The sequence below is a fragment of the Lentibacillus jeotgali genome, from assembly GCF_000224785.1.
GTDB lineage: Bacteria > Bacillota > Bacilli > Bacillales > Amphibacillaceae > Lentibacillus > Lentibacillus jeotgali.
Map to the genome: position 1 here is coordinate 53,739 of NZ_AGAV01000005.1, position 23,747 is coordinate 77,485.

Sequence of the window (23,747 nt, forward strand, 5' to 3'; positions counted from 1 at the left end):
TTGTATACGGTAGGGAACAGGGCATGTCTGAATGGGACTGTCCAACTGAAAAATCAAACGACTAATTTTGGAGGAATACACAATGGAAAACAACACACGTGTAGCAATTATTGCAGCTAATGGAGGTATGTTTGATGCGTATAAAGTATTTAACATTGCGACCGCAGCTGCAGCATCCGATAAAGAAGTGGGCATATTCTTCACATTTGAAGGGCTTAACCTGATTCATAAAGAAGCGTACAAGAATCTGCCGCTGCCGGAAGGAAAGGAACATTTTCAGGAAGGTTTTGAAAAAGCCAATGTCCCTTCAATCAGTGAACTGCTGGGCATGGCACAGGAAATGGGCGTTAAAATGATTGGGTGTCAAATGACGATGGATGTCATGAATCTTGAAAAAGATAATTTTGTTGATGGCATTGAGGTTGGCGGAGCGGCATCATTTATTGAATTCGCCAAAGATGCTGATATATCACTAACATTTTAAAACAAAAGGAGGCTATCAGTAATGTCACAAAGTATAACAACAAAGGAACTGGCTCGTCGCGTGGTAAACCGGGAATACGCGTTGATTCTCGATGTCCGGAATACGGATGAATTCGATGACTGGAAAATTGAAGGCGACAGTGTTGAGGTTATGAATGAGCCGTATTTTAACCTGCTTGATGGCGTTGGTCCTGTTGCTGAAAAGCTGAATAAGGATCAGGAAATCATTGTTGTCTGTGCTAAAGGCAATTCATCTAAAATGATAGCTGAATTGATGGAAGAAGAAGGCTTTACTAATGTTTACGATTTGGAAGGCGGTATGAAAGCATGGAGTGAACATCTTGAACCAGTTAAACTAGCTGGCTTGGATGGTGGTGGCAGTCTGTATCAGTTTGTCCGTCTTGGTAAAGGGTGCCTATCCTATATGGTTGTTTCAGGAAATGAAGCTGTAGTTATCGACGCCAACCGGATGACAGACATTTATGAACGGTTTGCTGAAGAGAAAGGCGTCACAATTAAGCATACAATCGACACCCATCTTCATGCTGACCATATTTCAGGTGGCCGTCAGCTTGCTGAAAACACTGTTGGAACGTATCATTTGCCACCGAAAGATGCTGGTGAAGTGACGTTTGATTATGCGCCATTGGAAGAAGGCAGTGATATAACTGTTGGCAACACAACCATAAAGGTGCAGCCGATCTATTCACCGGGACACACCATAGGAAGCACGTCCCTGATTATTGATGATCAATACCTGCTGACCGGTGATATTCTGTTCGTCAAATCCATCGGCCGTCCGGATTTAGCCGGAAAGGCGGACGATTGGGTGGGCGATCTCCGCGATACACTTTACAACCGTTATAAAGAACTATCTGACGACCTCGTTGTGCTGCCCGCACACTATTCATTCGTTGAAGAATTGACTGATGACGGCAGTGTCAAAGCACGTCTGGGGGATCTATATCAGCGTAACTCAGGCCTACAGGTGGATGATGAACATGAATTCCGGAAAATGGTTACCGAGAACTTACCGCCACAGCCGAATGAATATGAAAATATCCGGCAGACCAATATGGGTAAAATGAATCCGGAAGACGAAAAACAACGCGAAATGGAAATTGGACCAAATCGCTGTGCAGTGCACGGATAATATTCTAAGGCAGGCGCAACCCCTCGGAAAAACGAAGTATATGATCAACTGTGAGAATAATAAAGTGATAAATTAATAAGGAGGAACTTATGATGGAAGCAGCAAAAGTATTAGATGCAAAAGGTATGGCATGTCCAATGCCTGTTGTCAAAACGAAAAAAGCAATTGATGAGATAGAATCAGGTGACATTCTGGAAGTTCATGCAACAGATAAAGGAGCCAAAAGCGACTTGGCAGCATGGGCGAAATCCGGTGGTCATGAACTAATGGAAGAGGCAGAAGAAGACGACGTCCTGAAATTCTGGATTAAAAAGGCTTAATGGAGACCCCAGCTACTGGGGCCCCCTTCTTTTAGGAGGGAAAGGTTCATATGGAATATAGTTTCGTTTTTATCGTTGTTCTATTCCTCATTGGATTTGCCGGTTCATTTATTTCCGGTATGGTTGGAATTGGCGGATCTATCGTTAAATATCCGGTGCTCTTATACATTCCACCCCTATTAGGGTTATCAGCGTTTACAGCCCACGAAGTTTCTGGCATTAGCGCCGTTCAAGTGCTGTTTGCGACGATCGGCGGTGTTTGGGCATACAGAAAAGGCGGTTACTTAAACAAAACATTAATTCTTTACATGGGGATTAGCATTCTTGTCGGGAGTTTTATCGGCGGATTTGGGTCCCGTTTCATGACAAATGGCGGTGTCAATTTTGTTTATGGTGTGTTGGCTACCATCGCCGCCGTTATGATGTTTGTTCCTAAGAAGCAAATTGATGATATACCGCTTGATCAGGTTACATTTAATAAGTGGCTTGCCGCAATGCTGGCATTTGTGACAGGGATTGGTGCCGGTATCGTTGGGGCAGCTGGCGCATTTATATTGGTTCCGATTATGCTGCTTGTCCTGAGAATACCGACACGGATGACGATTGCATCATCACTTGCCATTACGTTTATATCTTCCATTGGATCAACTGCTGGCAAGCTCATGACGGGACAGGTACTCTTTGTTCCGGCTGTTATTATGATTATCGCAAGTCTGATTGCATCCCCACTGGGCGCTAATGCCGGAAAGCGCGTCAACACGAAGGTACTGCAAGCTATTTTGGCCGTTCTAATTCTGGGAACTGCGATTAAAATTTGGATGGATTTCTTCTAAACAACAATGGCTCAGCATCGTAAAAAGCTCTTACCGAGAAAAACGTGACGCAAACCAAACGACGTCCCCCTTGTTCGTCCGACTTGACGTTTGCTTTAGGCTGATATATTCTATGCAATAGTAATTAAATACTTGTATATTTCTTATCCAGAGAGGTGGAGGGACTGGCCCGTTGAAACCTCAGCAACAGACTTTTTTGTACTGTGCTAATTCCAGAGGCGTATGCTGAAGATAAGAAGAGCGATACTTACGATATCAAGCCCTCTTCTTATTGATTAAAGAAGAGGGTTTTTTCATCTGGGTAAACAATATAAGGGGGGGCAGGATGAATCGAAGTTTTAAAGAGAGAATAATAGGCTTTGCATTAATATCCCCCGTACAGTATGGTGGTAAGATATTTGACCCAAATAATTTATTTAAGAAAGGATTCGACGTTTTATGAGTGAAATGAAACAAACAATAGATCAGCAAGAAACATCAAAACACTTCAATAAAGTATGGATGGTGCTTATATTAGGAGCGTTAACTGCATTTGGTCCATTATCAATGAATATGTATTTACCAGGATTGCCGGCTGTGACCGATGGTTTCCAAACAACAGCATCACTTGCCCAGTTAAGCATAACCGCAACGTTAATCGGATTATATTTGCTATTAATGGAATAGGCATCATTATAGCAGCACAGCTTACAGGTAAATTGTCTTCAAAAATAGAGGAAGCACATTTATTACAATGGGGGGTTACGATCTCCTTTGCCGGCAGTTTGCTGCTGATTGCAACTGTCTTGTTTTCCTTGCCAATGTGGGTGTTGCTCCCGGCACTGTTTCTTGTTGTCGCAAGTGTAGGGATGGTGAACACAACAAGTTTTTCTTTAGGAATGCAACGTCAAGGTAAAATGGCAGGAAGTGCGTCTGCTTTTCTTGGCATCCTTCCGTTTGCTGGAGGCAGTCTTGTTTCGCCACTTGTTGGGATTGCTGGCGGTCATACAGCCGTTCCGATGGCTATTATCATCTTCATTAGCAGCATGATGGCGTTCACAATTTATCATGTTCTCGTCAAACGAAACAGCAGTGAATTGGATTAGCTTCTTTCATTCTATCCCGTTTCCGGTGTCGTATGAAATTTTTACATTTGCCTTTTGGGAACATCTCTCAAACAAACTATTTTACATAATACCTATACGGGTATATAGTATAAGGTTGATAGAGGAATTGTTTCCCATAAATTCAGCAAGTTATGCTATTAAGTAAGAAATGGCTGAACCAAATATGATTTAGGAGGGGTTAGATGACACAAAAATATTATCGCAAACTGTTCACTTCGGAGTCTGTAACGGAGGGACATCCAGATAAAATAAGCGATCAGATCTCTGATGCTACTCTCGATAAAGTGCTTAAGCATGATCCTAACGCTCGTGTAGCATGTGAGACCGTAGTGAATACTGGCTTAGTTTTGGTTACAGGAGAAATGACAACTTCAACATATGTTGATATCCCAAACACGGTTAGGGAAACAATCAGAAGGATAGGCTATAGTCGTGCCAAGTATGGGTTTGATGCGGATACATGTGCTATTTTGACATCCATCGATGAGCAGTCTGCGGATATTTCGCAAGGAGTCAATCAGGCATTGGAGGCACGGAAAGGACGTATGTCTGATGACGAAATCGAAGCGATTGGGGCAGGTGATCAAGGCATCGTGTTTGGATATGCCTCTAATGAAACCCCTGAACTCATGCCGCTGTCTATTTCGTTAGCCCATAAGTTATCCCAACGATTGGCGGAAGTTAGAAAAAATAACATCGTAAACTATCTGCGGCCTGATGGCAAAACACAGGTCACCGTCGAGTATGATGAGAATGATCGACCTAAACGCTTAGATACCATCGTTATCTCGGCTCAGCACCACCCAGAGGTAACGTTTGAACAAATGACAGATGATATGAAGAAATATGTTATTGATGAGACGGTTCCAGAAGAACTTATTGACCCTGACACTAAGTATTTGATTAATCCGACGGACAGATTCGTTATCGGAGGTCCGCAGGGTGATGCTGGTTTAACGGGAAGGAAACTTGTTGTAGACACTTATGGCGGCTATGCTCGTCATGGCGGTGGCGCATTTTCAGGTAAAGATCCGACAAAAGTGGATCGTTCGGCGGCGTATGCTGCAAGGTATGTTGCTAAAAATATTGTTGCCGCAGAATTAGCCGATAAATGTGAAATCCAACTGGCTTATGCGATTGGTGTGGCCGGGCCGGTGTCAATTTCCATCGATACGTTTGGGACCGGGCGAGTGTCGGAGGAACGTTTGATTGAATTAATACGAGCCCATTTTGACTTGCGTCCGGCTGGTCTTATTAAAATGCTGGATTTACGTCGTCCCATCTATCAGAAAACAGCGGCATACGGTCATTTTGGACGCTCAGATGCTGAATTTCCATGGGAAAAAACGGATAAGGCAGACCTTCTTAAAAAGGATATATAAACAGAGATTTTAATTAGACTCTTTCTATTTAATGAGAATAAAACAAGAAAGAAGGTTTATTTATGACCAGAATTGGTATTATCGGAGCTATGGATGAAGAGGTCCAAAACCTCAAAGAACAACTAGGTTCCTATCAAGAAAAGGTTGTTGCCGGGACTCCCTTTTATCAGGGAACAATGGCCGGTCAAGATGTCGTTTTGCTACAGTCAGGGATTGGCAAAGTAAATGCAGCGCTTGCTACAACGATTTTATTAAGCCATTTCCGGCCTGATGTCGTCATCAATACAGGATCAGCAGGCGGGTTTAACAAGAGCTTGGAAGTTGGCGATATTGTGATTTCAACGGAAGTCCGTTATCACGATGTGGATGCCACGGCGTTTGACTATGAATATGGCCAGGTTCCAAAGATGCCTGCTGCTTACCAGGCTGATGGACGCTTGATGAACCTTGCTGAAAAGGCAGCGAAGGAAGGGACCAATGCACACTATGTCGTTAAAGGTCTGATCGCAACAGGCGATTCATTCATGTCCGATTCAGAACGTGTCGCCTTTGTCATGACCAAGTTCCCGGATCTCGAGGCAGCTGAGATGGAAGCGGGTGCGATAGCTCAAGTGTGTTATAGGTTCGAAACACCATTTGTAATCATTCGGTCGTTGTCGGACATCGCTGGAAGGGAGGCACCTGCGAGTTTTAATGAGTTTTTACAAACTGCTGCAACACATTCTGCAGCGCTTATATTAACGATGATCAAGGAGTTGAAGACTAATGAGTAAAGAATTAGCAAACGTCGAAAGTTTTGAATTGGATCATACAGCTGTTAAAGCATCCTATGTTCGTCTTGCAGGAAAAACAAAAGGGTCACACGGTGATATTGTCTACAAATATGATATCCGTTTCTGTCAGCCGAATGAATCCCATATGGATATGCCGGGTTTGCATTCCCTTGAACATTTAATGGCAGGTATCATCCGGAATCATTTGGATAATGTCATTGACATCGGCCCCATGGGATGTCAGACAGGATTTTATATGTCGGTGTTGAATAATGACAGTTATGATGATGTATTAGTGGCCTTAGAAAAAACATTGAAAGATGTTCTGGAGGCTGACGAAGTTCCCGCATGCAATCCAAAGCAATGCGGATGGGCTGCTAATCATAGTCTTGAGGGTGCCAAAGAAATTGCCTCCTGGATGCTGGATGGTAAAGAGGAATGGTCTCAAGTGTTTGCAGGTGAACGTTAATCAAATCGAGGGAGGTAATGATGATGTCAAAAGAACATTGGGATAACAGTTTTTCAGATGAAGATTATGTTTATGGTGAAAGGGAAAATGTATTTATACACGATATGAGCGGTATCATTCCGGAACATTCAAAAGTTGGTTGCTTTGCAGAAGGTGAAGGTCGCAATGCGGTTTATCTGGCCAAATTGGGTCATGACGTAACGTCCTATGATCAATCAACAATTGGCCTTGAGAAAACAAAAACATTGGCTGGCCAAAATAATGTTAACGTCGAAGCGGTTGAAATTGATTTGACGAACGAAAAAGTGAAAACCGATCAATTTGATGCTGCTATTATGGTATTTGGGCACGTTCCGAAACAAGACCAGCCATTCTTAATGGAAAACATGATGGATTCCGTGAAATCTGGGGGTTATGTCATGTTTGAGGTTTACTCTGACGATCAGCTTAACTATCGAACAGGCGGCCCGCCAGCTCTTGATATGTTATATAATCCGGCAGATATTCTGGGTTGGATTAAAAATTACAAATGTATTCATTTTTATTACGGTGAAGCCAATCGGATGGAAGGGAAAAGACATATAGGGCAGGGTCATGTTATTCAGGCCGTGATAAAGAAATGATAAGGATGTTAGGACTCGATGAGGGGAGGAACGAAAAGAGATAGTTGAAGCTCACCGAGTATCGGGAGAAGGATGTTACAGTATGAAAGTGAAAGTTAATACGCAAGAACAATTAAATCTTTTTCTTAATAAAATACTCGATTATGGAAACTATTCTTTGTATCTATCCATACAAGAAATTAAATAATGTGCTTGGTGGAATTTTTAGACTTTAAACCCGGGATGAAAATTAACTTCTATCGGATTTTTCTTGTTGGAAAAGTGCTTTACAGGCGATACTTCCTCAGAAACGAATTCCATTTCGATGGAAAACACGGGTCTATTAATTAGCTCTTACTTCTTTCTCTTTATTGAAAATACATTCTGACACCAATAACGACCAATGATACGGATAGCATTTACAGCACAATTTTCCGGGGAGTCGTTGTGACAGGATTACTCCGATGTTTGTGCCAATAATGACACCGGGGCCTCCATAGGCAGCTATCATCCAGTCAATATTATTGTCCTGCGCCAGTTCTTCACAAAGCTTCTAGGATGGAGCTCGCTAATCAGGAAGGTTTCTAAAAACTTCCCTACATTCTTCATTGTTCTTTAAACTTTTTACAATAACAAGTGTTAATTTCATCAAATTTTCATATTGGTGTTGTACGGTGAATAATGAAGGGAAATCATGGTTCTGTAAAATGAGTATTTCAGGTGAAAACGGAGTTGCTTACGAGGCATCAGGGTTTTCTCTTTAACATCAAGGTTATGTGAATATCAGTATGAGAAAGGTATGAAGGTTACAGACAATGAAAAAAGCGATTCTTGTTCTAGTTGTCGTAGTCATGTTTGGATGGGCTGTTTATGATTTTTCAAGTTCGACCGATGAAACGTCCGTTGAAGAAAATAATAGTTCGGGCGGTGCCAAAATCACATCACCACCGCCTGCCGGGGGAGATAGTCAGGTCGAGGAGTCCGATGAAGTAGGGACTTCTGTTGGGCAAATTGCTCCCGACTTTAAGTTAAGGACACTTGAAGGGGAAACGGTGCGCTTGTCTGATTATCGTGGTGAACGTGTCATCGTCAACTTTTGGGCTACATGGTGTCCGCCATGCAGAGCTGAAATACCCGACCTTCAAAAGCTGTATGACAAGAAGGATGTGGAGATTTTAGCAGTTGATTTGACAGATACGGAAGAAAGCATAGAGGATGTCAGGGCGTTTGCGAAAGAATATGACATGACATTCCCGGTCCTGATGGATGAAAATTCTGATGTTGCTGATACGTATCAGGTAATGGCATATCCGACTTCCTATATGATTGATTCCAGTGGTCATGTACAATACATTGCTATGGGCGCAATGAATTATGACCTTATGGTTCAGGAATTGGAAAAGATGGAATAGCTTCTGATAAGCAATGGAGGGTTTTGCCACACCTTCATTGCCTTTTTCTATTCAGAGAAAGCATATTCATCAAATTTTCATATTGGCAATGTATTATATGGTACGAGTATGAATGGAGGAATCATTTCGTGGTGATAGCAAATAAATTAATGTCAATCGGGATAATGGTATTCAGTATTGGACTCGGGTTTATTATCCTGATTTTTTTGGGTGATTTGTCAAAGGAACAACGAAAGGACTACCTGGAAGAAATGATTTCACAGCTCACTAACCTAATTATTTTTGTCTGGGCAGGAAAAATTATATTGAATTTTCCCGTTTTCATGGAGGACCCACTGTCCATCCTGGCTTATCCCAGTGACTCGGATTCATTTTATCTGGCTGTCGTTTTCAGTGCGGTGTTGTTTTTTTATAAGTCTTCAAAATGGCAATTGGATACACTGTTGTTCCTGAAATCTTTCCTGCTTGTATTACTGACGGCGTCATTTGCATATGAATTTATTCAATACATATGGAACGATAATCAATTTGCCTTCGGGTATCTAATTCTACTGACCATTCTCTTATTATTATTTATTTTTATGCAAAATGGTGTTGCATCAAGTACGTCCATCCTTGTTATATTAACTGTTTGGTTCCTTGGCATTCTATTATTATTGTTTATTCAGCCGTTTGTGACTGTATTTGGCTATATGATCACACCATGGTTTCTGATGCTTGTTTTCGTCGTCGGTTTTTCATATATTCTATATTTGAAAAGAAAGAGGGGATCGTAATGGGTGGAATTGAAGCAGATACAATGTTAGTCGTTGGAATGTTTTTGGCCGTGGGTGCAGGTGCTTTGTCCTTTCTGTCACCATGCGTGCTGCCGATTTTTCCGGCTTATATGTCGTATATCACCGGTATCAGTGTAAAAGAATTGCAGGGAGATCATAATACTAAAATTCGCCGACAGCTGTTAAGTCATTCACTCATCTTTCTGTTGGCGGTTTCCTTGGTATTTATCAGTTTGGGGGCAAGTGCTTCATTTATAGGCAATTGGGCACAGCAATTGCTCGTTGGGGAATCTGGACTGCTTATTCAGCGTATTGCCGGAATTCTTATTATTGTGATGGGATTATTTGTTGCCGGTTGGATTACCATTCCGTCATTGATGAAGGAAAAACGGTATCAATTCTCCAAAAGGCCGGCGGGGTATTTCGGGACATTTTTTATCGGACTTGGCTTTGCGGCAGGATGGACGCCGTGTATTGGACCGATTTTTGGATCAATTTTGCTTCTGGCCGCCAGTAATCCTGGTCAGGGTGTAGTTTACACGATCATGTATGTGATTGGTTTTTCATTACCGTTTCTTTTGTTGACGTTTTTCCTTGGTTCAACGAAATGGATTGTCAGACACAGCCAGGTGATTATGAAAGTTGGTGCAGTAATTATGATTGTTATGGGCCTGGTGTTATTTTTCGGGCTGATGCCGCGTATTTCAGGTTTCTTGCTCGATCTGGTCGAGGGTACATGGTTATCTGAATTGGGATGATAATTCATGAAAGATCAATTTCTACTGTTATAATAGTACAATTAACTTGAGGTGGTCATGGAGAAACAAACCATTCTAGTAGTTGAAGATGACAAGATGATTCGTGAATTAATAACTATTTATCTGGAAAAAGCGGGGTATGACGTTATTGAGGCTGCAGATGGGAAAAGGCTAAGCAGGCTTTTTTGACGTATCATCCTTGCCTAATTCTACTTGATTTAATGCTTCCCAAAAAGAGGTGAATATTGGTGGTGGAAAACAAACGTTTTGATCCTAAGAACGCTGATAAATTAATGAGCAAGAAACGAAAAGCGGAACTACAACCTGAAAAAATAATTGATGAACATTTAAATGTAAATAAAGCGGACAAAGTTGCAGATTTAGGAGCAGGACCGGGCTTATTTACGATTCCTATAGCCAAGCTGACAGAAAGTGACGTCTATGCTGTAGATATTGAACCTGAAATGCTCGAAAGACTTAAAGGGAATGCAGAAAGGGAAAATATTGAAAACATTAAACTAATTGTGAGTGATCTTGAAAATATTAAACTCGCTGATCATTCGGTAACCCGTGTTCTAAACACATTTGTCATTCATGAAGTCACAGATATAAACCAGGCAATTTATGAAATGAAACGCATTCTTAAACCGGGAGGATATTTGTTATTAGTGGATTGGGAAGCAGTTGAAACTGAATCCGGACCTCCGCTTGAAATAAGAATCCCGTCTAAAGAAATGGATAACTTACTGAAAGAAAATGGATTCAATACGGAATTATTCTACATTGATTCAGAACACTATGCCATTAAGGCGAGAAAAGGAGAGAGAATTAATTGAGTAGTTAACCAATAATGTAATATGGTTAAGGCGTGAAATCACATGGCTGATTTAAAACAAATTTAAAGACTGTTTGGAATGGAAACATCAACAAAAGAGGAGATTTTTTAAAAAACAATCTCCCCTTCGGAATATTCTTCGGGAGATAAAACTCACCCAGGATACCAATTGATGCGGATAGCAATTTTTTCATGTGGTAAATTTAGTTCGCCCTGGTTTCTGATGTTGTAGGTTCCATATTTACGGAAATCGAATGTTCCTTTTTTCCATGCATGACATAATAAAGAATTGTCGTAGCAAGGACCATGATACCCATGATGACGTATAGATTGCTGTATCCGGTTAATGGGATGATATATCCAAGTACGTATGGTCCAAATCCAAGTCCGGCATCAAGCGCGATATAGTAGGTTGATGTTGCCAGTCCCATCCGATATGGCGGTGTCATCTTCACCGCAATCGCCTGTGTGGTGGATTGCATATTACCAAACCCGAGACCCATAAGTACACCAGCTAATAATAGCGAGATACTGCTTTGTGCGGCACTTAACAGCAGTAGCCCTGCTCCAAATAGAAGGAAAGCCGGATACATGACCCAGTTTGCCCCTTTTAAGTCCATTAGGCGTCCAGTAAATGGTCGTGATACCAGGATTGCTACGGCATAGACAATAAAGAACAGACTTGCCGCTTCGACCAGGTCAATTTCAATCGCATAGAAATTAATAAAGGAAAGGACACTGGCATAGCCCACCGATATGATGATGAGTACGAGTCCGATTGGTAATGCTTTTGGTTCCACAAAGCCGGAAAGCTTCAATTTCTTTTTACTTTCAGCAGCTGCAATCTTTGGCGGCTTTTTCGTGGCTGGTATTCTAGCAAATAAGGATATAATCAGGCTGATGATTCCCAATGCCAGACAAAAACCAAAAATCACCTGATAAGTCGTATGTGAACTCATATATAGTCCAATGAACGGACCGATTGCCGTTGCAAGAGTAATGCTCATGCTGTAATAACCAATTCCTTCTCCCTTTCGCTCAGCAGGTATCACTTCCGCAACAATGGTTCCTGTTGCTGTACTGGCTGCACCTAAGGCAATTCCATGCAATAAGCGGGTAATCAGAAAAAAGGTAATGCCTCCATCGACAAAGTATAATAGGGACATCAAAACAAAAAAGATGAGACCAAAATATAACATTTTTTTGTTACCAATAGATGTGATCAAACGGCCAATAAATAGCCGTCCGATTAATGTTCCAATAATAAATATGCCTGTTACAAGTCCAGCCTGACTCTCCGATACATGAAACTGCTCTACTGCATAGACAGTCATAGTCACTAATAATAAATAAAAAACTAAATATAAGAAAAAATTTGCTAACGATATGATCATAAAATCTTTCGTCCAAAGCTTCGTTTGTTTCACGAACTATCTCCTCACTTGTTGATGTTGTTTCGGATTTCCTCCATAATTCGAATGGTCTCCAGTTGTTCCTCTTCAGATATGCCTTGTAAAATCTCTTGTTCAAATTGGTCAATGCTGACACGGACATTCTCATAAACGGTTCTGCCAAGCACTGTCAGCTGCATGCGTTTTTCGCGCTTGTCTTTTCCCGCCGCTTTCTCTACATAACCCAATCCTTCTAAACTGGCAAAGGTTCTGGTGACAGTTGGTTTCTCAACACCCTGATAATGGGAAATTTCGACAAGTGTTGCCGAACCAAAATTGTATAAGTAGTATAAAATGGTCCATTGTGCTCGATGCAGGTTATGTTTGTTCAGCTGCGCATTCAATTGATTTTCAAAAGGGCGGTATAACATGAGCAATTGGTGAAAGAACTTTTGTGTAGACTTTATGGGTTACACCTCCTGAAAATAGTTATCAATGATAACTATTACCAATGATAACTTTTGTAGTGTAGCAATAAATTGAGAAGATGTCTAGTGTAAATTAAATGATTTGAATCTAGTATTTTTGCTATACTAGATGGCATTGAATGAAAACTGAGGTGACCTTGATTGGTAAATGCTATGAAAATAGTCCTTCATATTGGAGTGCTATATGTTATGTATATAATGGGAACATGGGTTCAGCAGGTATTTGGCCTGTTTATTCCGGGAAGTGTCATCGGTCTGATTCTTCTGTTTATCCTGCTGATGGCAGGGATCATTAAAGCTCCTTGGGTAGAGGATGGCGCACGTTTTTTCATCAAGCATCTGGCATTGTTTTTCATTCCCGCAACGGTTGGTGTCATCAATTATCTGGATCTGTTTTCAGGGGAGGGCCTGTTGCTGGTAGTCATCGGTCTTGTAAGTACACTCATGGTGATGATATCTGCGGGGCATGTGAGTCAATTACTAATCGAGCACAAAGAGAGGAGTCACAGTAATGAGTAATCTTATCATTGGCTTAACGGCAGTTATTGGGACGATTGTCTGCTATCTCATTGGACTGAAGGTTTACCAGCAATGGCGCTATACGTTCATGGCTCCTGTCATTATTGCTACATTGATACTGGTTATGAGTTTGCTTCTCTTTCAAATTCCGTATGAGACTTATATGATTGGCGGGGGGTGGATCAATCATCTGCTCGGACCTGCCGTAGTCGCCTTGGCTTATCCTTTGTATGAGCATCGGAATACACTCAAACAGCTTACCTTTCCCATTCTTACAGGAACCGTTATCGGTGCAGTAGTAGGCATCTCCAGCGGCATCCTGCTTAGTAAATGGGGAGGGGTGGGTGAGGAAATCATCTACTCGCTTATACCAAAAAATTCAACCACCCCAGTTGCAATGGAAGTGGCATCCGGGGTGGGGGGGATTGAGTCATTAGCTGCTGTGTTTGTCATGATTGCAGGAATTGGCGGTTCTATGCTTAGTTCGTTTGTTCTTAGATTTACCCGTGTCCATCATTATATCGGTACTGGTGTCGGTATCGGAAGTGCGAGCCATGCTATCGGGACGGCTATTGCCATGGAGCGTGATTCGCTGGAGGGTTCGGTAAGTACCATCGCCATGGTGGTGAGTGCAATTGTCGTATCGGTGATTGCGCCATTGTTTGCTGGATGGTGGATGTAGAAGATAAAGAAATCTCAGTATCGATAATCCCAATACTTCCGTTATTTTCCTCAATTTAATAGGAAGTAAACTCTTGTCCAATCGTGAGTCGCTTCCTTGAAATACAATATACTGCACCATATTTAAATGACGAGGGGTGTTTTGATGAAACTCTACCTGGATCCGGGACACGGGGGTTCAGATCCTGGTGCACAAGGAAATGGATTGGATGAGAAGGATATCAATCTGGATATTGCGCGTCGCATCCGGAGCATATTAACGATGGTCAATCTATTTTGAATCTATATGAACGAATGATAAACTCAGCTATGCAAAATCTAGAGGAAATTCTTCAAGAAATAAAAATATCATAAACGAGCCGCAAGCTGCAACTTGTAACTCGTGACAGTTATTTGTTGAGAATGGCGGACTTAAGCAGAGTCGAAAAAGTAATGCAAAGCACATGAGCATAGTGAAGCAGGATATACATACGGGATAATTGTTTTAAAAATCAAAGCTTAGGGAATTAAGAGAAACGGGGACTAATGACTGTTAAAAGTTGCATAAGTGATATTTTATCTGATCTTTTAATTCACCCATAATCTTCACTACTATTCACAAAAGGAGATTGATTAACATGGCGAAACAAGTACAACTTGGTAAATCAGGATTATATGTGAATCCGGTTGGTCTTGGAACAAATGCTGTAGGTGGACACAATTTATTTCCTGATACAGATGAAGAAGCAGGCAAAGAACTTGTGCGGACAGCCATTAACAATGGTGTTGATTTCTTAGATACAGCCTATTTATATGGCCCGGGGCGCTCAGAGGAATTGGTTGGTGAAGTAGTCAAGGAAAGCGGCAAGCGATCCGATTTGGTTCTTGCTACAAAAGTTTCCCCAGTATTTAAGGATGACGGCATGGTCAATGACAATTCACCTGCCTTCTTAAAACAGGAAGTTGAAAACAGTCTTCAGCGGCTGCAAACGGACTATATTGATTTAATGTATATCCATTATCCGGATGAGAAAACACCTGAGGCTGAAGCAGTCGGAGCCTTGAAAGAATTGAGGGATGAAGGAAAAATCCGTGCTATCGGTCTTTCCAATTTCACACCCGACCAATTGAAAGCAGCCGATAAGGACGGCTATGTTGACGTTTATCAGGGCGAATATAATCTATTGAACCGGGAAGCTGAGAATACTATTTTCCCTTATACAACTGAGCAAAATATTTCGTTTATCCCATACTTCCCTTTGGCAGCAGGACTGCTGGCAGGAAAATATGATAAGGATTCACGTTTAAATGACCTGCAGGCGAACTCACCATACTTCAAGGAAGGAGCCTTCGAGCAAAATCTGGCGAAAGTGAACAAGGTGCGCCAAATTGCGGATGCAAAAGGTGCAGACGTAGCACATGTTGTCCTTGCGTGGTATTTAACGAGCGATACTATTGACGCCATCATTCCTGGTGCGAAACGGTCTGAGCAGGTGCTTAATAATCTGAAAACCCTTGATGTTCAATTGACAGATGATGAAATTCAGGAGATTGACCGTATTTTTCAATAAAGGTTGTTATAGGAATAGAAATTTCTGCAGCTGTATTATCCATTTGCCGTGGGTGGAATAGGTATTTCAAGATTGATCAATACGGGTTTGATTTTAAGGGTATATTATATAAAAAGGACGCATTCCGAAGTAAGGGTCTGCGTCTTTTTTTGTTTTAAAACAAAAATGCATTAAACTGTTGAAAACAGGAATTGTTACAATCATGGCGGAAATATTGCGCGCTATTTTAGCCTTCTTGGAAAGTTACTTCCCGTAAGAGTAACCTTCTATGTTTGTATAATGGGTTGCTACCGAATTATAATAAAACAAAAGGAAGATAATCGTGATGACATGGGAAGTTCTTAATATCATAGGCACCCTTGCTTTTGCTATCAGTGGTGCCCTTATTGCAATGGAAGAGGATTATGATATCGTTGGTGTTCTGGTTTTAGGGTTTACAACTGCCTATGGAGGCAGTACAATTCGTAATTTATTAATCGGCATTCCAATCGAATCCGGCCCCATTTGGACACAGGGAAATTTGGTTGTTGCTGTTTTCTTCACGATTATTCTCATTTTTTTAATTCCGGATCGGTGGTGGATACAATATTGGAATAAATGGGGTATCTTTTTTGATGCGATCGGGTTAGCTTCATTTGCAATACAAGGGGCTTTGAGCGCTGTTGGCGTTAATGCGCCGTTGAGTGCTGTTCTCGTTGCTGCTACCTTGACCGGTTCAGGCGGGGGAATGATCCGGGATGTCTTTGCCGGGAGAAAACCGATGATTTTTCGCAGAGAAATTTATGCGCTTTGGGCAACAATGGGCGGTTTAGTGGTTGGTCTTGGCATCGTCCAAGGACCTTGGACAACAGGCGCTCTGTTTGCCGGAATTGTTGCATTAAGGATGTGTTCGGTCCATTATCAATGGAGACTGCCCCGTCATTCTATATCTTAATGATCCGTTGCGGGACCCCTTTGATCCAAAAGAAGCAGCCGCATCAATGTTACAGCCGGTTCTGTCTCCATCGCTGGTAGGTGGCGAACAAGACACCGCCCACAAAAAAATCGACCCAATCATTTCGTGACCGGTAATCGGTTTTTGCAGCAAAATTACTCCCATGATCATGGCAATGAACGGTTCCAGGTTGGATAGTATGGATGCCCTTGAAGCAGCGGCATAACGAATATATTGATTCCAGATAAGTGTTGCTATACCATGGATGACAATTGCCGTTATGATCAAAAGTCCCCATACTTGCCAGCTTCCGCCCAGAATATCAGCCATAGATAAGTTTTGAACATTGCATTGCCCCTCTCTTTCATCATTTCACAAGGATGATAAGGCTGGGGCATTTTTATGCACGATCTTTCCGTTTAGGTCGATGACGTTATTATCATTGGATTCATTATTGATCTTAACCGGCGTAATAGAATGTATTTTATCCTTCCTAAATTCAATATCCCATCTGTTCTCCTGACCATAAAGTTTGGCGTTTCTTAAAAGCATTTATGAATCACTCCTGATGTTATAAAGTTTTCAATAAGAATCATACTGCAAATGCTATTTTCAATTCAAGTTTCCCCACTTAGTAATCCACAAATCCATTCTTCCAAGTTTTTAAGTATGATCCGTTAGGTGAATAGAGGTGACATACTCATCTGCTGCTACTATAATAGAATCGACATAAATAGTTACTGTCTAACCAGGGGCATAAGATAGTTTTCTCCTGTTTTTTTATTGGGGCAGTGGACTGATTCAATATCTTCTCGCCATGAAGGGACCGTACAGTATGACTCATTTTCGTAAGCATAATAAAAAGCAAAATTTGTTGCCAAACGTCAAATTCGGTTTAAAATTCAAAATGGTCGGCTTGATCAGTCTGTTGATCGTTGGTATATTTATCATTTTTGCTGGATTCCTTCAAATATTTATTTCCGATACCATTGAGGACCAGATGGGAAAACGCGCCTTAAGTGTGGCGCAGAGCGTTGCCAATATACCCCAAGTAGAAGAAGCCTTCCAATTGGGAAATCCTTCTTCTGTGATTCAGGAAATTGCAGAACCAATCCGGAAAGAAACAGGGGCAGAGTTTGTTGTTGTCGGAAACAGGGAAGGAATTCGATATTCTCACCCAAACCCTGACAGGATCGGGGAAAAAATGATAGAGGGGAATAACCTCCGTGCTCTTAGGGACGGAAAAGCCCACGTTTCCCGGAGCACTGGGTCCCTTGGATTGTCTATTCATGGAAGGGTGCCGATTCTAAATGAAGCAGGGGATATTATCGGCGTGGTATCTGTTGGTTTTCTTAATGAGGATGTTCAAGGTATTATAGCCAATCAGAGCCAAACTATATGGATTACCCTGTCAGTCATTGTCCTATTAGGGATAGCAGGTGCCATTTTTATTGCGCGTTATATAAAGAAATTATTGTCCCATATGGAACCGGAGGAAATTTCCTACTTATTGCTGCAAAGGGAAGCGATATTGCAGTCAACCCACGAAGGAATGATAGCCATTGACAATAAGGGAATTGTAACGTTGATGAATACAGCCGCCAAACAAATTCTATTTGATAATGAGCACGAACCGGATCATTTTTCCGGGAAACCGATCAGTGAACTATTTCCTCATACCGATTTGACTGGTGTACTGGAGACTGGCGAGAGTCATTACGACAAGGAAATGGTACTTGGAGAGAGTGTTGTATTAGTCAATCGGGTTCCTGTATACAGTGAAGGAACAATTGCCGGTGCTGTAGCCACATTTCGCAAAAAAACAGAAATTGAACATGTAACGCAGGAACTTGTGCAAATTAAACAGTATGCCAATGCGCAGCGTGCCCAGACGCATGAATTTTCCAATAAACTCTATACGATTCTTGGTTTGCTTCAATTAGATGAAAAGCAGGAAGCCATCGATTTTATAAAAAGCGTAAAAAATATCCAACAGGAACGATCTCAGTTTTTGGCACAACATGTAGCAGATCCGGTAGTACAGGGTCTTTTGCAGGGCAAGTTTAACCAGGGAAATGAACTTGGGGTAACGATGACTATTCATCCGGACAGTCAGCTTATCCAGCAATATAAGGGAAAGAAACAAGAGGCTTTAATTACCGGTCTCGGGAATCTGCTTGAAAATGCGATTGAATCAGTGAAAAATGGTCAGGAGAGGGAGCCGCGAATAGCCATCTTTTTTACAGATATGGGGGAAGATATCGTGGCAGAGGTGGAGGATTCCGGCCCTGGAGTTACGGAAGAAGCTGCTCCATACATTTTTGAACAAGGATATTCTACTAAGGAATACGAAAACCGGGGACATGGCCTGGCATTGACCCGGCATATCGTGCATGCCTCAGGAGGCGAAGTTATTCTGGAAGAAGGAGAAATGGGCGGCGCCTGTTTTGTGATGATCATACCCGGAAATGGAGGGCATACGGATGAATGATAATATACAGGTTCTTATTATCGAAGACGATTTTCGGATTGCTGAAATAAACAGGAAATACGTCGAAATGGTAGAAGGGTATACCGTTGACGCAGTGGTAAAGACAGGGGAAGAAGCATTGGAAATCTTGCAAAAATGCAAATCCCGGCCACAGCTGATATTGCTTGATATTTATATCCCGGATGTAAAAGGAATGGAGCTGCTTTGGCAGATCCGTCATAAATATCATGATATAGATATGATAACGGTCACTGCTGCCAATGAGACATCGGCCATTGAAGAGGCTCTGCGGGGCGGGGTTTTTGACTATATCGTGAAACCGGTGGATGCGGATCGTTTTGCTCAGTCTCTGAAGCGATATAAGCGGAGTCGTGAATATTTTGCTGCAAAAGAGACTTTGGAGCAGGAAGCGATCGATTCGATTACAGGCCTAAATCATTCATCGGTTTACAATGCTAAGACAAATGCAAATTTGCCTAAAGGAATTGATCCGATTACATTGAAAGATATCACCGATTTTTTAAAGTCTGTCAAAGGAAAAGGGATAACAGCTGTGGAATTGAGCAAGCAAATCGGAACAAGTCGCTCCACCACCCGCCGGTATCTGGAATATCTGGTTTCCATGAGTGAGGTTACAACCACTTTGAAATACGGAAGTGTTGGCAGACCCGAACGTCAGTATATCATTCGTGAAACTTATGAACAAAATGAGCAATTTAATAAATAAACAACTTATCAGAAGAAGGTTTATCCTTCTTTTTTTTCATGCTAATTTATTAAATAACTCTCAAAAAAGGTATCTTTCCATACTATATTGCTAGCGTTTACATAGCAGGGGGGAGCCGTAATAATAATAAATTTTAACAATATGAAAGAAAGGACGATTCTATGTTAAGTTTAATAGGATTTGCAACCATACTTACGATTGTCTTCTTACTGATCAAAGGGAAAGTCTCACCTATCATTGCAATGGTATTAATACCTGTAATAGGCGCATTTGCCGCCGGTTATGGCTTTAGTGAAATTGGCGAATTTTTTAATCAGGGAATTGATCAAGTAATCAATGTTGCTGTTATGTTCGTTTTTGCGATTCTCTTTTTTGGGGTTATGCAGGATGCGGGGCTTTTTGATCCTTTAATCAATAAGATGATTGCGCTTTCCAAAGGGAATATTATTGCTATTTGTGTGGCTACCGTGTTGATTGCGGCACTTGCTCAAATGGATGGTTCCGGTGCATCGACATTTCTGATTACCATTCCGGCAATGCTCCCATTATATAAACGATTGAACATGGACCCTTATCTGCTGCTTCTCTTAATTGCTGGGAGTGCAGCCATCATGAATATGACGCCATGGGCAGGGCCTTTGGGACGGACTGCTTCTGTTCTAAATATAGATGTTACCGAATTATGGTATCCGCTCATACAAATGCAAATTATTGGGATGGTATTGATGATCGGATTAGCAGTCTTCCTTGGATTCAGGGAGAGACGGAGAATTAAAGAGCGATTTGGACATCAAGTATCTTTCCAGGAGTCTGCAGCTGCACTTGAGGAGTCAACAGAAGAAATGGAGAAAGGGGACGGGAAGGCTTCCTTCACTGAAAATTCACTTGCACGTCCGAACTTAATTTGGCTAAATGCTCTTATTACAATAGGTGTTGTAGCTGTGTTAGTATCAGGGATCATTCCAGCTGGCTTTGCGTTTATGATTGGGCTGAGTATTGCACTCCTAGTCAATTATCCGAAATTGAAAGACCAGACGGAAAGAATCAAGGCACATGCATCAAGTGCTTTAACGATGGCAACGATTATTCTTGCTGCAGGGTCATTTTTGGGAATTCTGACAGGGTCAGGCATGCTCGATGCAATGGCAGAAGATGGTGTGGCAGTCATGCCTGATGCTGTTGGCTCGTATTTACACCTGATTATCGGTCTCTTGGGAGTGCCATTTGATCTACTGCTAAGTACAGATGCGTATTATTTTGCGTTGCTTCCTGTTGTTGAGCAGATCGCATCAGGTTTTGGCACAGATCCATTATCTACAGCTTATGCGATGATTATTGGGAACATCGTTGGGACATTCGTCAGTCCGCTTGCACCAGCGGTTTGGCTGGCACTCGGTTTGTCAGGCTTGGAAATGGGACGTCATATTAAATACTCCCTGCCGTGGTTATGGGGATTAAGCATTGTGCTGTTGATTATTGGAGTACTAATTGGCGTCGTTTAATATCCTTCCTGCTACAGTTATAGGACAGCATGAGGGGCTGACCATGAAGCCGCCTGATTAGTGGCTTTTAGGGTCAGCCCCGATTCTGTTCAACTAACATTCAGTGGGGGGAAGCACCCCACTGATCGATTTATATGCGAAGTTCATGATTGTCATGTCATCCATTGGCGGGTTGTGCAGTCCGGCCCGAATATCACGGTAATAGAGCTGTAGTTTGCTTTTCTTTGAGAGGCTTCGTGCACCAACAATTCTCATGGCCAAATCAACGACATGAACTGCTTTATTTACGACGGATAATTTAACCGCCCCCAGCTCAGGTCCCGTCGTGTTCCGTATGCTTTCATCACTCTTGTCCCATTTATCAGACACGGAGTAAAGGAGATGCTTTGCTTCTAGTAGGCCAAGTTCGATTTCTCCGAGTTTTTGTTTTACATTTGGCAAATCGGAAATGGTTCCTTTAATACTATTAGAGAATAGGTCGTTGCGAAATCCAGCGCAGCCTGTTGTGCAGCTTGCGCTATCCCTAAATAGAAAGCAGGTGATATTTAATCAAAGAAAATTTATCGGAATTATTTATGTTATTATATCATTAATTTTACCTGTATTGTAATTAGAAGCGTCTGCTTGTATATTAATTAAAAAGTAGACTTTTTAAAATCCGACTGACAAAAAAGGGGGGGGGACATATGACACAAAAAATTGCTGTTGTTATACTCCACGGAGCTGGTACACCCAAGGAAGATTTTGCGGCGGATATGATCAAAAAAATTACTGAAGGCTTCGGTAAAAAGCTAAACAAAGAGCATTTGGTATTCGAATCTGTATTTTGGTCTTCGGTATTTGAAAATGAAGAGAATAAATTATGGGAAAGGGTGCATCAGGATGCAGAATTAGACTACCAATTATTGCGCCGCTTTGTCGTTGAGTTTTTTGCCGATGCTATAGCATATCAGCCTTCCTCAGAAGCCAACCACAATTATGACAAGGTACATGCTCTTTTAGCTCAGTGTCTGAACAACCTTCAGGGAAACGCTGGATCAAGTGCTCCATTATGTGTGATCAGCCATAGCCTTGGCTCTGTCGTTGCCAGCAATTATTTTTATGATTTGCAGATGGGGCAAAAGAATATAGGGGAGCTCACAAAACAATATTCCGGGGATACGCCTTTAGAAAAAGGTGAAACACTTTCCTTATTTTACAGTTTGGGGAGCCCTCTAGCACTTTGGTCTCTCCGATTTAATGATTTTGGTGTCCCTATCAACGTTCCGTCTCCTTCAATACATCACTATTATCCAAATATTGATGGTGAATGGTTAAATTTCTATGATAAAGATGATATTCTTGCTTATCCTTTAAAGGGATTAAATCTTGATTACCATAAGGCTGTAACAAAAGATGCAGAAGTAAACGTTGGAGGATTGCTGACGAACTGGAACCCCTTTTCACACATTAAATACGATAGCGATAACTCTGTGATCGATCGTATCGTTGATGGATTGGTTAGAATGTGGTATGAAATCAGTGATGACACATAAATCATGGGGATGTGTGAATTCCAAATAAATGATGGGCTATCTATTATGGACAGCCCATCATTGTTTTGACTATTAATCAAATGATTTAGCACCTAAGTAGTGATTTTGCCAATAGTCTATGTCAAGGTCAGCAGTTGCAACACCAGTATCTTCGGTACCCGCATGGATCATTTTATTGTTTCCTATATAGATGCCGCTGTGCGAAGGTCCACTTTTATATGTTCCTTCAAAGAATACAACGTCACCAACACTAGGCGAATCGACATGTTCACCATCTGAGGCCCACATATCAGCATGTGTTCTGCTTAAATCGGTGCCATTCTGTTCAAACACATAGTTAATGAACCCGCTACTGTCAAATCCTTCACTTGGAGTTTCCCCTCCAGATACATAAGATTCTCCTACTAAGTTCTCTGCAGTAGACACAACATCAGAATCGGACGAATTTGAAGTTATCGTTATGGTTTCGGATTGTGTTTTAGTTTCGGGTTCAGCTTCGGTTTTGCTTCCAGACGAAGATAGGGCTTGTTTCGTTTCAGGACCTACTATTCCATCAACTGTCAACCCATGGTCAGACTGAAAATCTTCTACAGCATCTTTCGTTATAGGTCCGAAGATTCCGTCAAGATTATATGTATAATAACCTTGGGAAGCAAGTTCGGATTGAGCTGACTCGACTGCTTCACCACGGTCACCTTGGTTTAACAGTGTCATTTCTGATGCTTCAATGGAAGAACCAGTATCCGAAGAATTTGCGTTAGCTTTGGCTGACACATTCTCACTTAATGCAGGTGTGAATGCCAAAGATGTGACGAGTGCGGTGGAAACCACGGACGTCTTGATTGGATGTTTAAGTTTAGTCATTGCGAATTCCCCCAACTTAAAAAATTGTCAGCTTGAAGCATTGTCATGTGAGTTTGTCTTCAATAATCAACACGTCTTCAAACTAAAACCCATTGTATCAGTTTATTGATACAAACAGGTTTCACCCATTTTAAACTCTAATTATGGTTGTTTTACATGTAGT

The 23,747-nt window shown here is 41.5% G+C and carries 27 protein-coding genes, 3 pseudogenes and 1 riboswitch; of the genes and pseudogenes, 25 read left to right on the top strand and 5 right to left on the bottom strand.

The window, feature by feature from the left end:
• Positions 1–82: 82 nt before the first annotated feature.
• From ON01_RS03015 to ON01_RS03080, 16 genes and pseudogenes are all read left to right on the top strand, one after another.
• On the top strand, positions 83–484 hold the full coding sequence (locus tag ON01_RS03015; protein ID WP_010529523.1) for a DsrE/DsrF/DrsH-like family protein: 402 nt from the start codon (positions 83–85) through the stop codon (positions 482–484).
• A 21-nt stretch (positions 485–505) separates the two neighbouring features.
• A complete protein-coding gene (locus ON01_RS03020) occupies positions 506–1,636 on the top strand; it encodes an MBL fold metallo-hydrolase (protein ID WP_010529524.1) in 1,131 nt (376 codons plus the stop codon).
• Between the two features lie 92 nt (positions 1,637–1,728).
• Positions 1,729–1,956, top strand: a complete 228-nt coding sequence (locus tag ON01_RS03025; protein ID WP_010529525.1) for a sulfurtransferase TusA family protein — start codon at positions 1,729–1,731, stop codon at positions 1,954–1,956.
• A gap of 50 nt (positions 1,957–2,006) precedes the next feature.
• On the top strand, positions 2,007–2,789 hold the full coding sequence (locus ON01_RS03030) for a sulfite exporter TauE/SafE family protein (RefSeq protein ID WP_010529526.1): 783 nt from the start codon (positions 2,007–2,009) through the stop codon (positions 2,787–2,789).
• A 140-nt stretch (positions 2,790–2,929) separates the two neighbouring features.
• Positions 2,930–3,027, top strand: a riboswitch (SAM riboswitch).
• A 200-nt stretch (positions 3,028–3,227) separates the two neighbouring features.
• A complete protein-coding gene (locus ON01_RS18485; RefSeq protein WP_010529527.1) occupies positions 3,228–3,455 on the top strand; it encodes a Bcr/CflA subfamily drug resistance transporter in 228 nt (75 codons plus the stop codon).
• A gap of 32 nt (positions 3,456–3,487) precedes the next feature.
• The gene (locus tag ON01_RS03035; RefSeq protein WP_010529528.1) at positions 3,488–3,874 is read left to right on the top strand and encodes an MFS transporter; all 387 of its coding nucleotides are present in this window, start codon (positions 3,488–3,490) and stop codon (positions 3,872–3,874) included.
• 203 nt (positions 3,875–4,077) lie between these two features.
• A complete protein-coding gene (metK, locus tag ON01_RS03040; protein ID WP_010529529.1) occupies positions 4,078–5,277 on the top strand; it encodes a methionine adenosyltransferase in 1,200 nt (399 codons plus the stop codon).
• 62 nt (positions 5,278–5,339) lie between these two features.
• Positions 5,340–6,050 (top strand): 5'-methylthioadenosine/S-adenosylhomocysteine nucleosidase, encoded by a 711-nt coding sequence (gene mtnN, locus ON01_RS03045; protein WP_010529530.1) that lies wholly within the window; start codon positions 5,340–5,342, stop codon positions 6,048–6,050.
• Complete coding sequence (locus ON01_RS03050) at positions 6,043–6,519, top strand: S-ribosylhomocysteine lyase (protein WP_010529531.1); 477 nt, start codon at positions 6,043–6,045, stop codon at positions 6,517–6,519. Before mtnN ends, ON01_RS03050 begins: the two co-directional genes overlap by 8 nt.
• Positions 6,520–6,542: 23 nt before the next feature.
• Entirely contained in the window at positions 6,543–7,142 is a 600-nt protein-coding gene (locus ON01_RS03055) for a class I SAM-dependent methyltransferase (protein WP_010529532.1), read from the top strand.
• Positions 7,143–7,170: 28 nt separating this feature from the next.
• Positions 7,171–7,329, top strand: a pseudogene (locus tag ON01_RS18755) (Lrp/AsnC ligand binding domain-containing protein); the annotation flags it as partial.
• 607 nt (positions 7,330–7,936) lie between these two features.
• Positions 7,937–8,533 carry a TlpA family protein disulfide reductase gene (locus ON01_RS03065; protein ID WP_010529533.1) on the top strand — a complete coding sequence of 199 codons (597 nt, stop codon included), beginning with the start codon at positions 7,937–7,939 and terminating at the stop codon, positions 8,531–8,533.
• A 128-nt stretch (positions 8,534–8,661) separates the two neighbouring features.
• Positions 8,662–9,309 carry a hypothetical protein gene (locus ON01_RS03070; RefSeq protein ID WP_010529534.1) on the top strand — a complete coding sequence of 216 codons (648 nt, stop codon included), beginning with the start codon at positions 8,662–8,664 and terminating at the stop codon, positions 9,307–9,309.
• Positions 9,309–10,067 (top strand): cytochrome c biogenesis CcdA family protein, encoded by a 759-nt coding sequence (locus tag ON01_RS03075; RefSeq protein WP_010529535.1) that lies wholly within the window; start codon positions 9,309–9,311, stop codon positions 10,065–10,067. The genes ON01_RS03070 and ON01_RS03075 overlap by 1 nt, the downstream gene beginning before the upstream one ends.
• A 57-nt stretch (positions 10,068–10,124) precedes the next feature.
• A pseudogene (locus ON01_RS18760) lies at positions 10,125–10,300 on the top strand (response regulator); the annotation flags it as partial.
• An 18-nt stretch (positions 10,301–10,318) separates the two neighbouring features.
• Complete coding sequence (locus ON01_RS03080; protein ID WP_040912256.1) at positions 10,319–10,903, top strand: class I SAM-dependent methyltransferase; 585 nt, start codon at positions 10,319–10,321, stop codon at positions 10,901–10,903.
• A 202-nt stretch (positions 10,904–11,105) separates the two neighbouring features.
• On the opposite strand, the gene ON01_RS03085 is transcribed toward ON01_RS03080, so the two are convergent.
• Positions 11,106–12,329 carry an MFS transporter gene (locus tag ON01_RS03085; protein WP_010529538.1) on the bottom strand — a complete coding sequence of 408 codons (1,224 nt, stop codon included), beginning with the start codon at positions 12,327–12,329 and terminating at the stop codon, positions 11,106–11,108.
• A gap of 11 nt (positions 12,330–12,340) precedes the next feature.
• Positions 12,341–12,724, bottom strand: coding sequence for a MarR family winged helix-turn-helix transcriptional regulator (locus ON01_RS03090; protein WP_083838355.1), 384 nt, complete (start codon positions 12,722–12,724; stop codon positions 12,341–12,343).
• Positions 12,725–12,934: 210 nt separating this feature from the next.
• Here ON01_RS03090 and ON01_RS03095 point away from each other — a divergent pair, with 210 nt between their 5' ends.
• The 5 genes and pseudogenes from ON01_RS03095 to ON01_RS03115 all read left to right on the top strand — a co-directional run bounded on the left by ON01_RS03095 (position 12,935) and on the right by ON01_RS03115 (position 16,465).
• Entirely contained in the window at positions 12,935–13,300 is a 366-nt protein-coding gene (locus ON01_RS03095; protein WP_029328961.1) for a CidA/LrgA family protein, read from the top strand.
• Positions 13,293–13,982: an LrgB family protein gene (locus ON01_RS03100; protein ID WP_010529541.1), complete on the top strand. Its 690-nt coding sequence runs from the start codon at positions 13,293–13,295 to the stop codon at positions 13,980–13,982. The genes ON01_RS03095 and ON01_RS03100 overlap by 8 nt, the downstream gene beginning before the upstream one ends.
• Positions 13,983–14,126: 144 nt before the next feature.
• Positions 14,127–14,243: pseudogene (locus ON01_RS03105) on the top strand (N-acetylmuramoyl-L-alanine amidase family protein); the annotation flags it as partial.
• Between the two features lie 355 nt (positions 14,244–14,598).
• The gene (locus ON01_RS03110; RefSeq protein ID WP_010529543.1) at positions 14,599–15,531 is read left to right on the top strand and encodes an aldo/keto reductase; all 933 of its coding nucleotides are present in this window, start codon (positions 14,599–14,601) and stop codon (positions 15,529–15,531) included.
• Between the two features lie 325 nt (positions 15,532–15,856).
• Positions 15,857–16,465, top strand: coding sequence for a trimeric intracellular cation channel family protein (locus ON01_RS03115; RefSeq protein WP_010529544.1), 609 nt, complete (start codon positions 15,857–15,859; stop codon positions 16,463–16,465).
• On the opposite strand, the gene ON01_RS18765 is transcribed toward ON01_RS03115, so the two are convergent.
• Complete coding sequence (locus ON01_RS18765) at positions 16,409–16,795, bottom strand: DMT family transporter (RefSeq protein ID WP_245544968.1); 387 nt, start codon at positions 16,793–16,795, stop codon at positions 16,409–16,411. The genes ON01_RS03115 and ON01_RS18765 overlap by 57 nt on opposite strands.
• Before the next feature lie 505 nt (positions 16,796–17,300).
• Between ON01_RS18765 and ON01_RS03125 the strand changes: the two genes are divergently transcribed.
• From ON01_RS03125 to ON01_RS03135, 3 genes are all read left to right on the top strand, one after another.
• Positions 17,301–18,956, top strand: a complete 1,656-nt coding sequence (locus ON01_RS03125; protein ID WP_010529546.1) for an ATP-binding protein — start codon at positions 17,301–17,303, stop codon at positions 18,954–18,956.
• Complete coding sequence (locus ON01_RS03130; protein ID WP_010529547.1) at positions 18,949–19,683, top strand: response regulator; 735 nt, start codon at positions 18,949–18,951, stop codon at positions 19,681–19,683. Before ON01_RS03125 ends, ON01_RS03130 begins: the two co-directional genes overlap by 8 nt.
• A gap of 161 nt (positions 19,684–19,844) precedes the next feature.
• Positions 19,845–21,185, top strand: a complete 1,341-nt coding sequence (locus ON01_RS03135; protein ID WP_010529548.1) for a CitMHS family transporter — start codon at positions 19,845–19,847, stop codon at positions 21,183–21,185.
• A gap of 93 nt (positions 21,186–21,278) precedes the next feature.
• On the opposite strand, the gene ON01_RS03140 is transcribed toward ON01_RS03135, so the two are convergent.
• Complete coding sequence (locus ON01_RS03140; RefSeq protein ID WP_010529549.1) at positions 21,279–21,626, bottom strand: acyl-CoA dehydrogenase family protein; 348 nt, start codon at positions 21,624–21,626, stop codon at positions 21,279–21,281.
• A 245-nt stretch (positions 21,627–21,871) separates the two neighbouring features.
• Here ON01_RS03140 and ON01_RS03145 point away from each other — a divergent pair, with 245 nt between their 5' ends.
• Positions 21,872–22,720: a hypothetical protein gene (locus ON01_RS03145; RefSeq protein ID WP_010529550.1), complete on the top strand. Its 849-nt coding sequence runs from the start codon at positions 21,872–21,874 to the stop codon at positions 22,718–22,720.
• Positions 22,721–22,792: 72 nt separating this feature from the next.
• On the opposite strand, the gene ON01_RS20020 is transcribed toward ON01_RS03145, so the two are convergent.
• Positions 22,793–23,584 carry a C40 family peptidase gene (locus ON01_RS20020; RefSeq protein ID WP_010529551.1) on the bottom strand — a complete coding sequence of 264 codons (792 nt, stop codon included), beginning with the start codon at positions 23,582–23,584 and terminating at the stop codon, positions 22,793–22,795.
• Positions 23,585–23,747 lie beyond the last annotated feature (163 nt).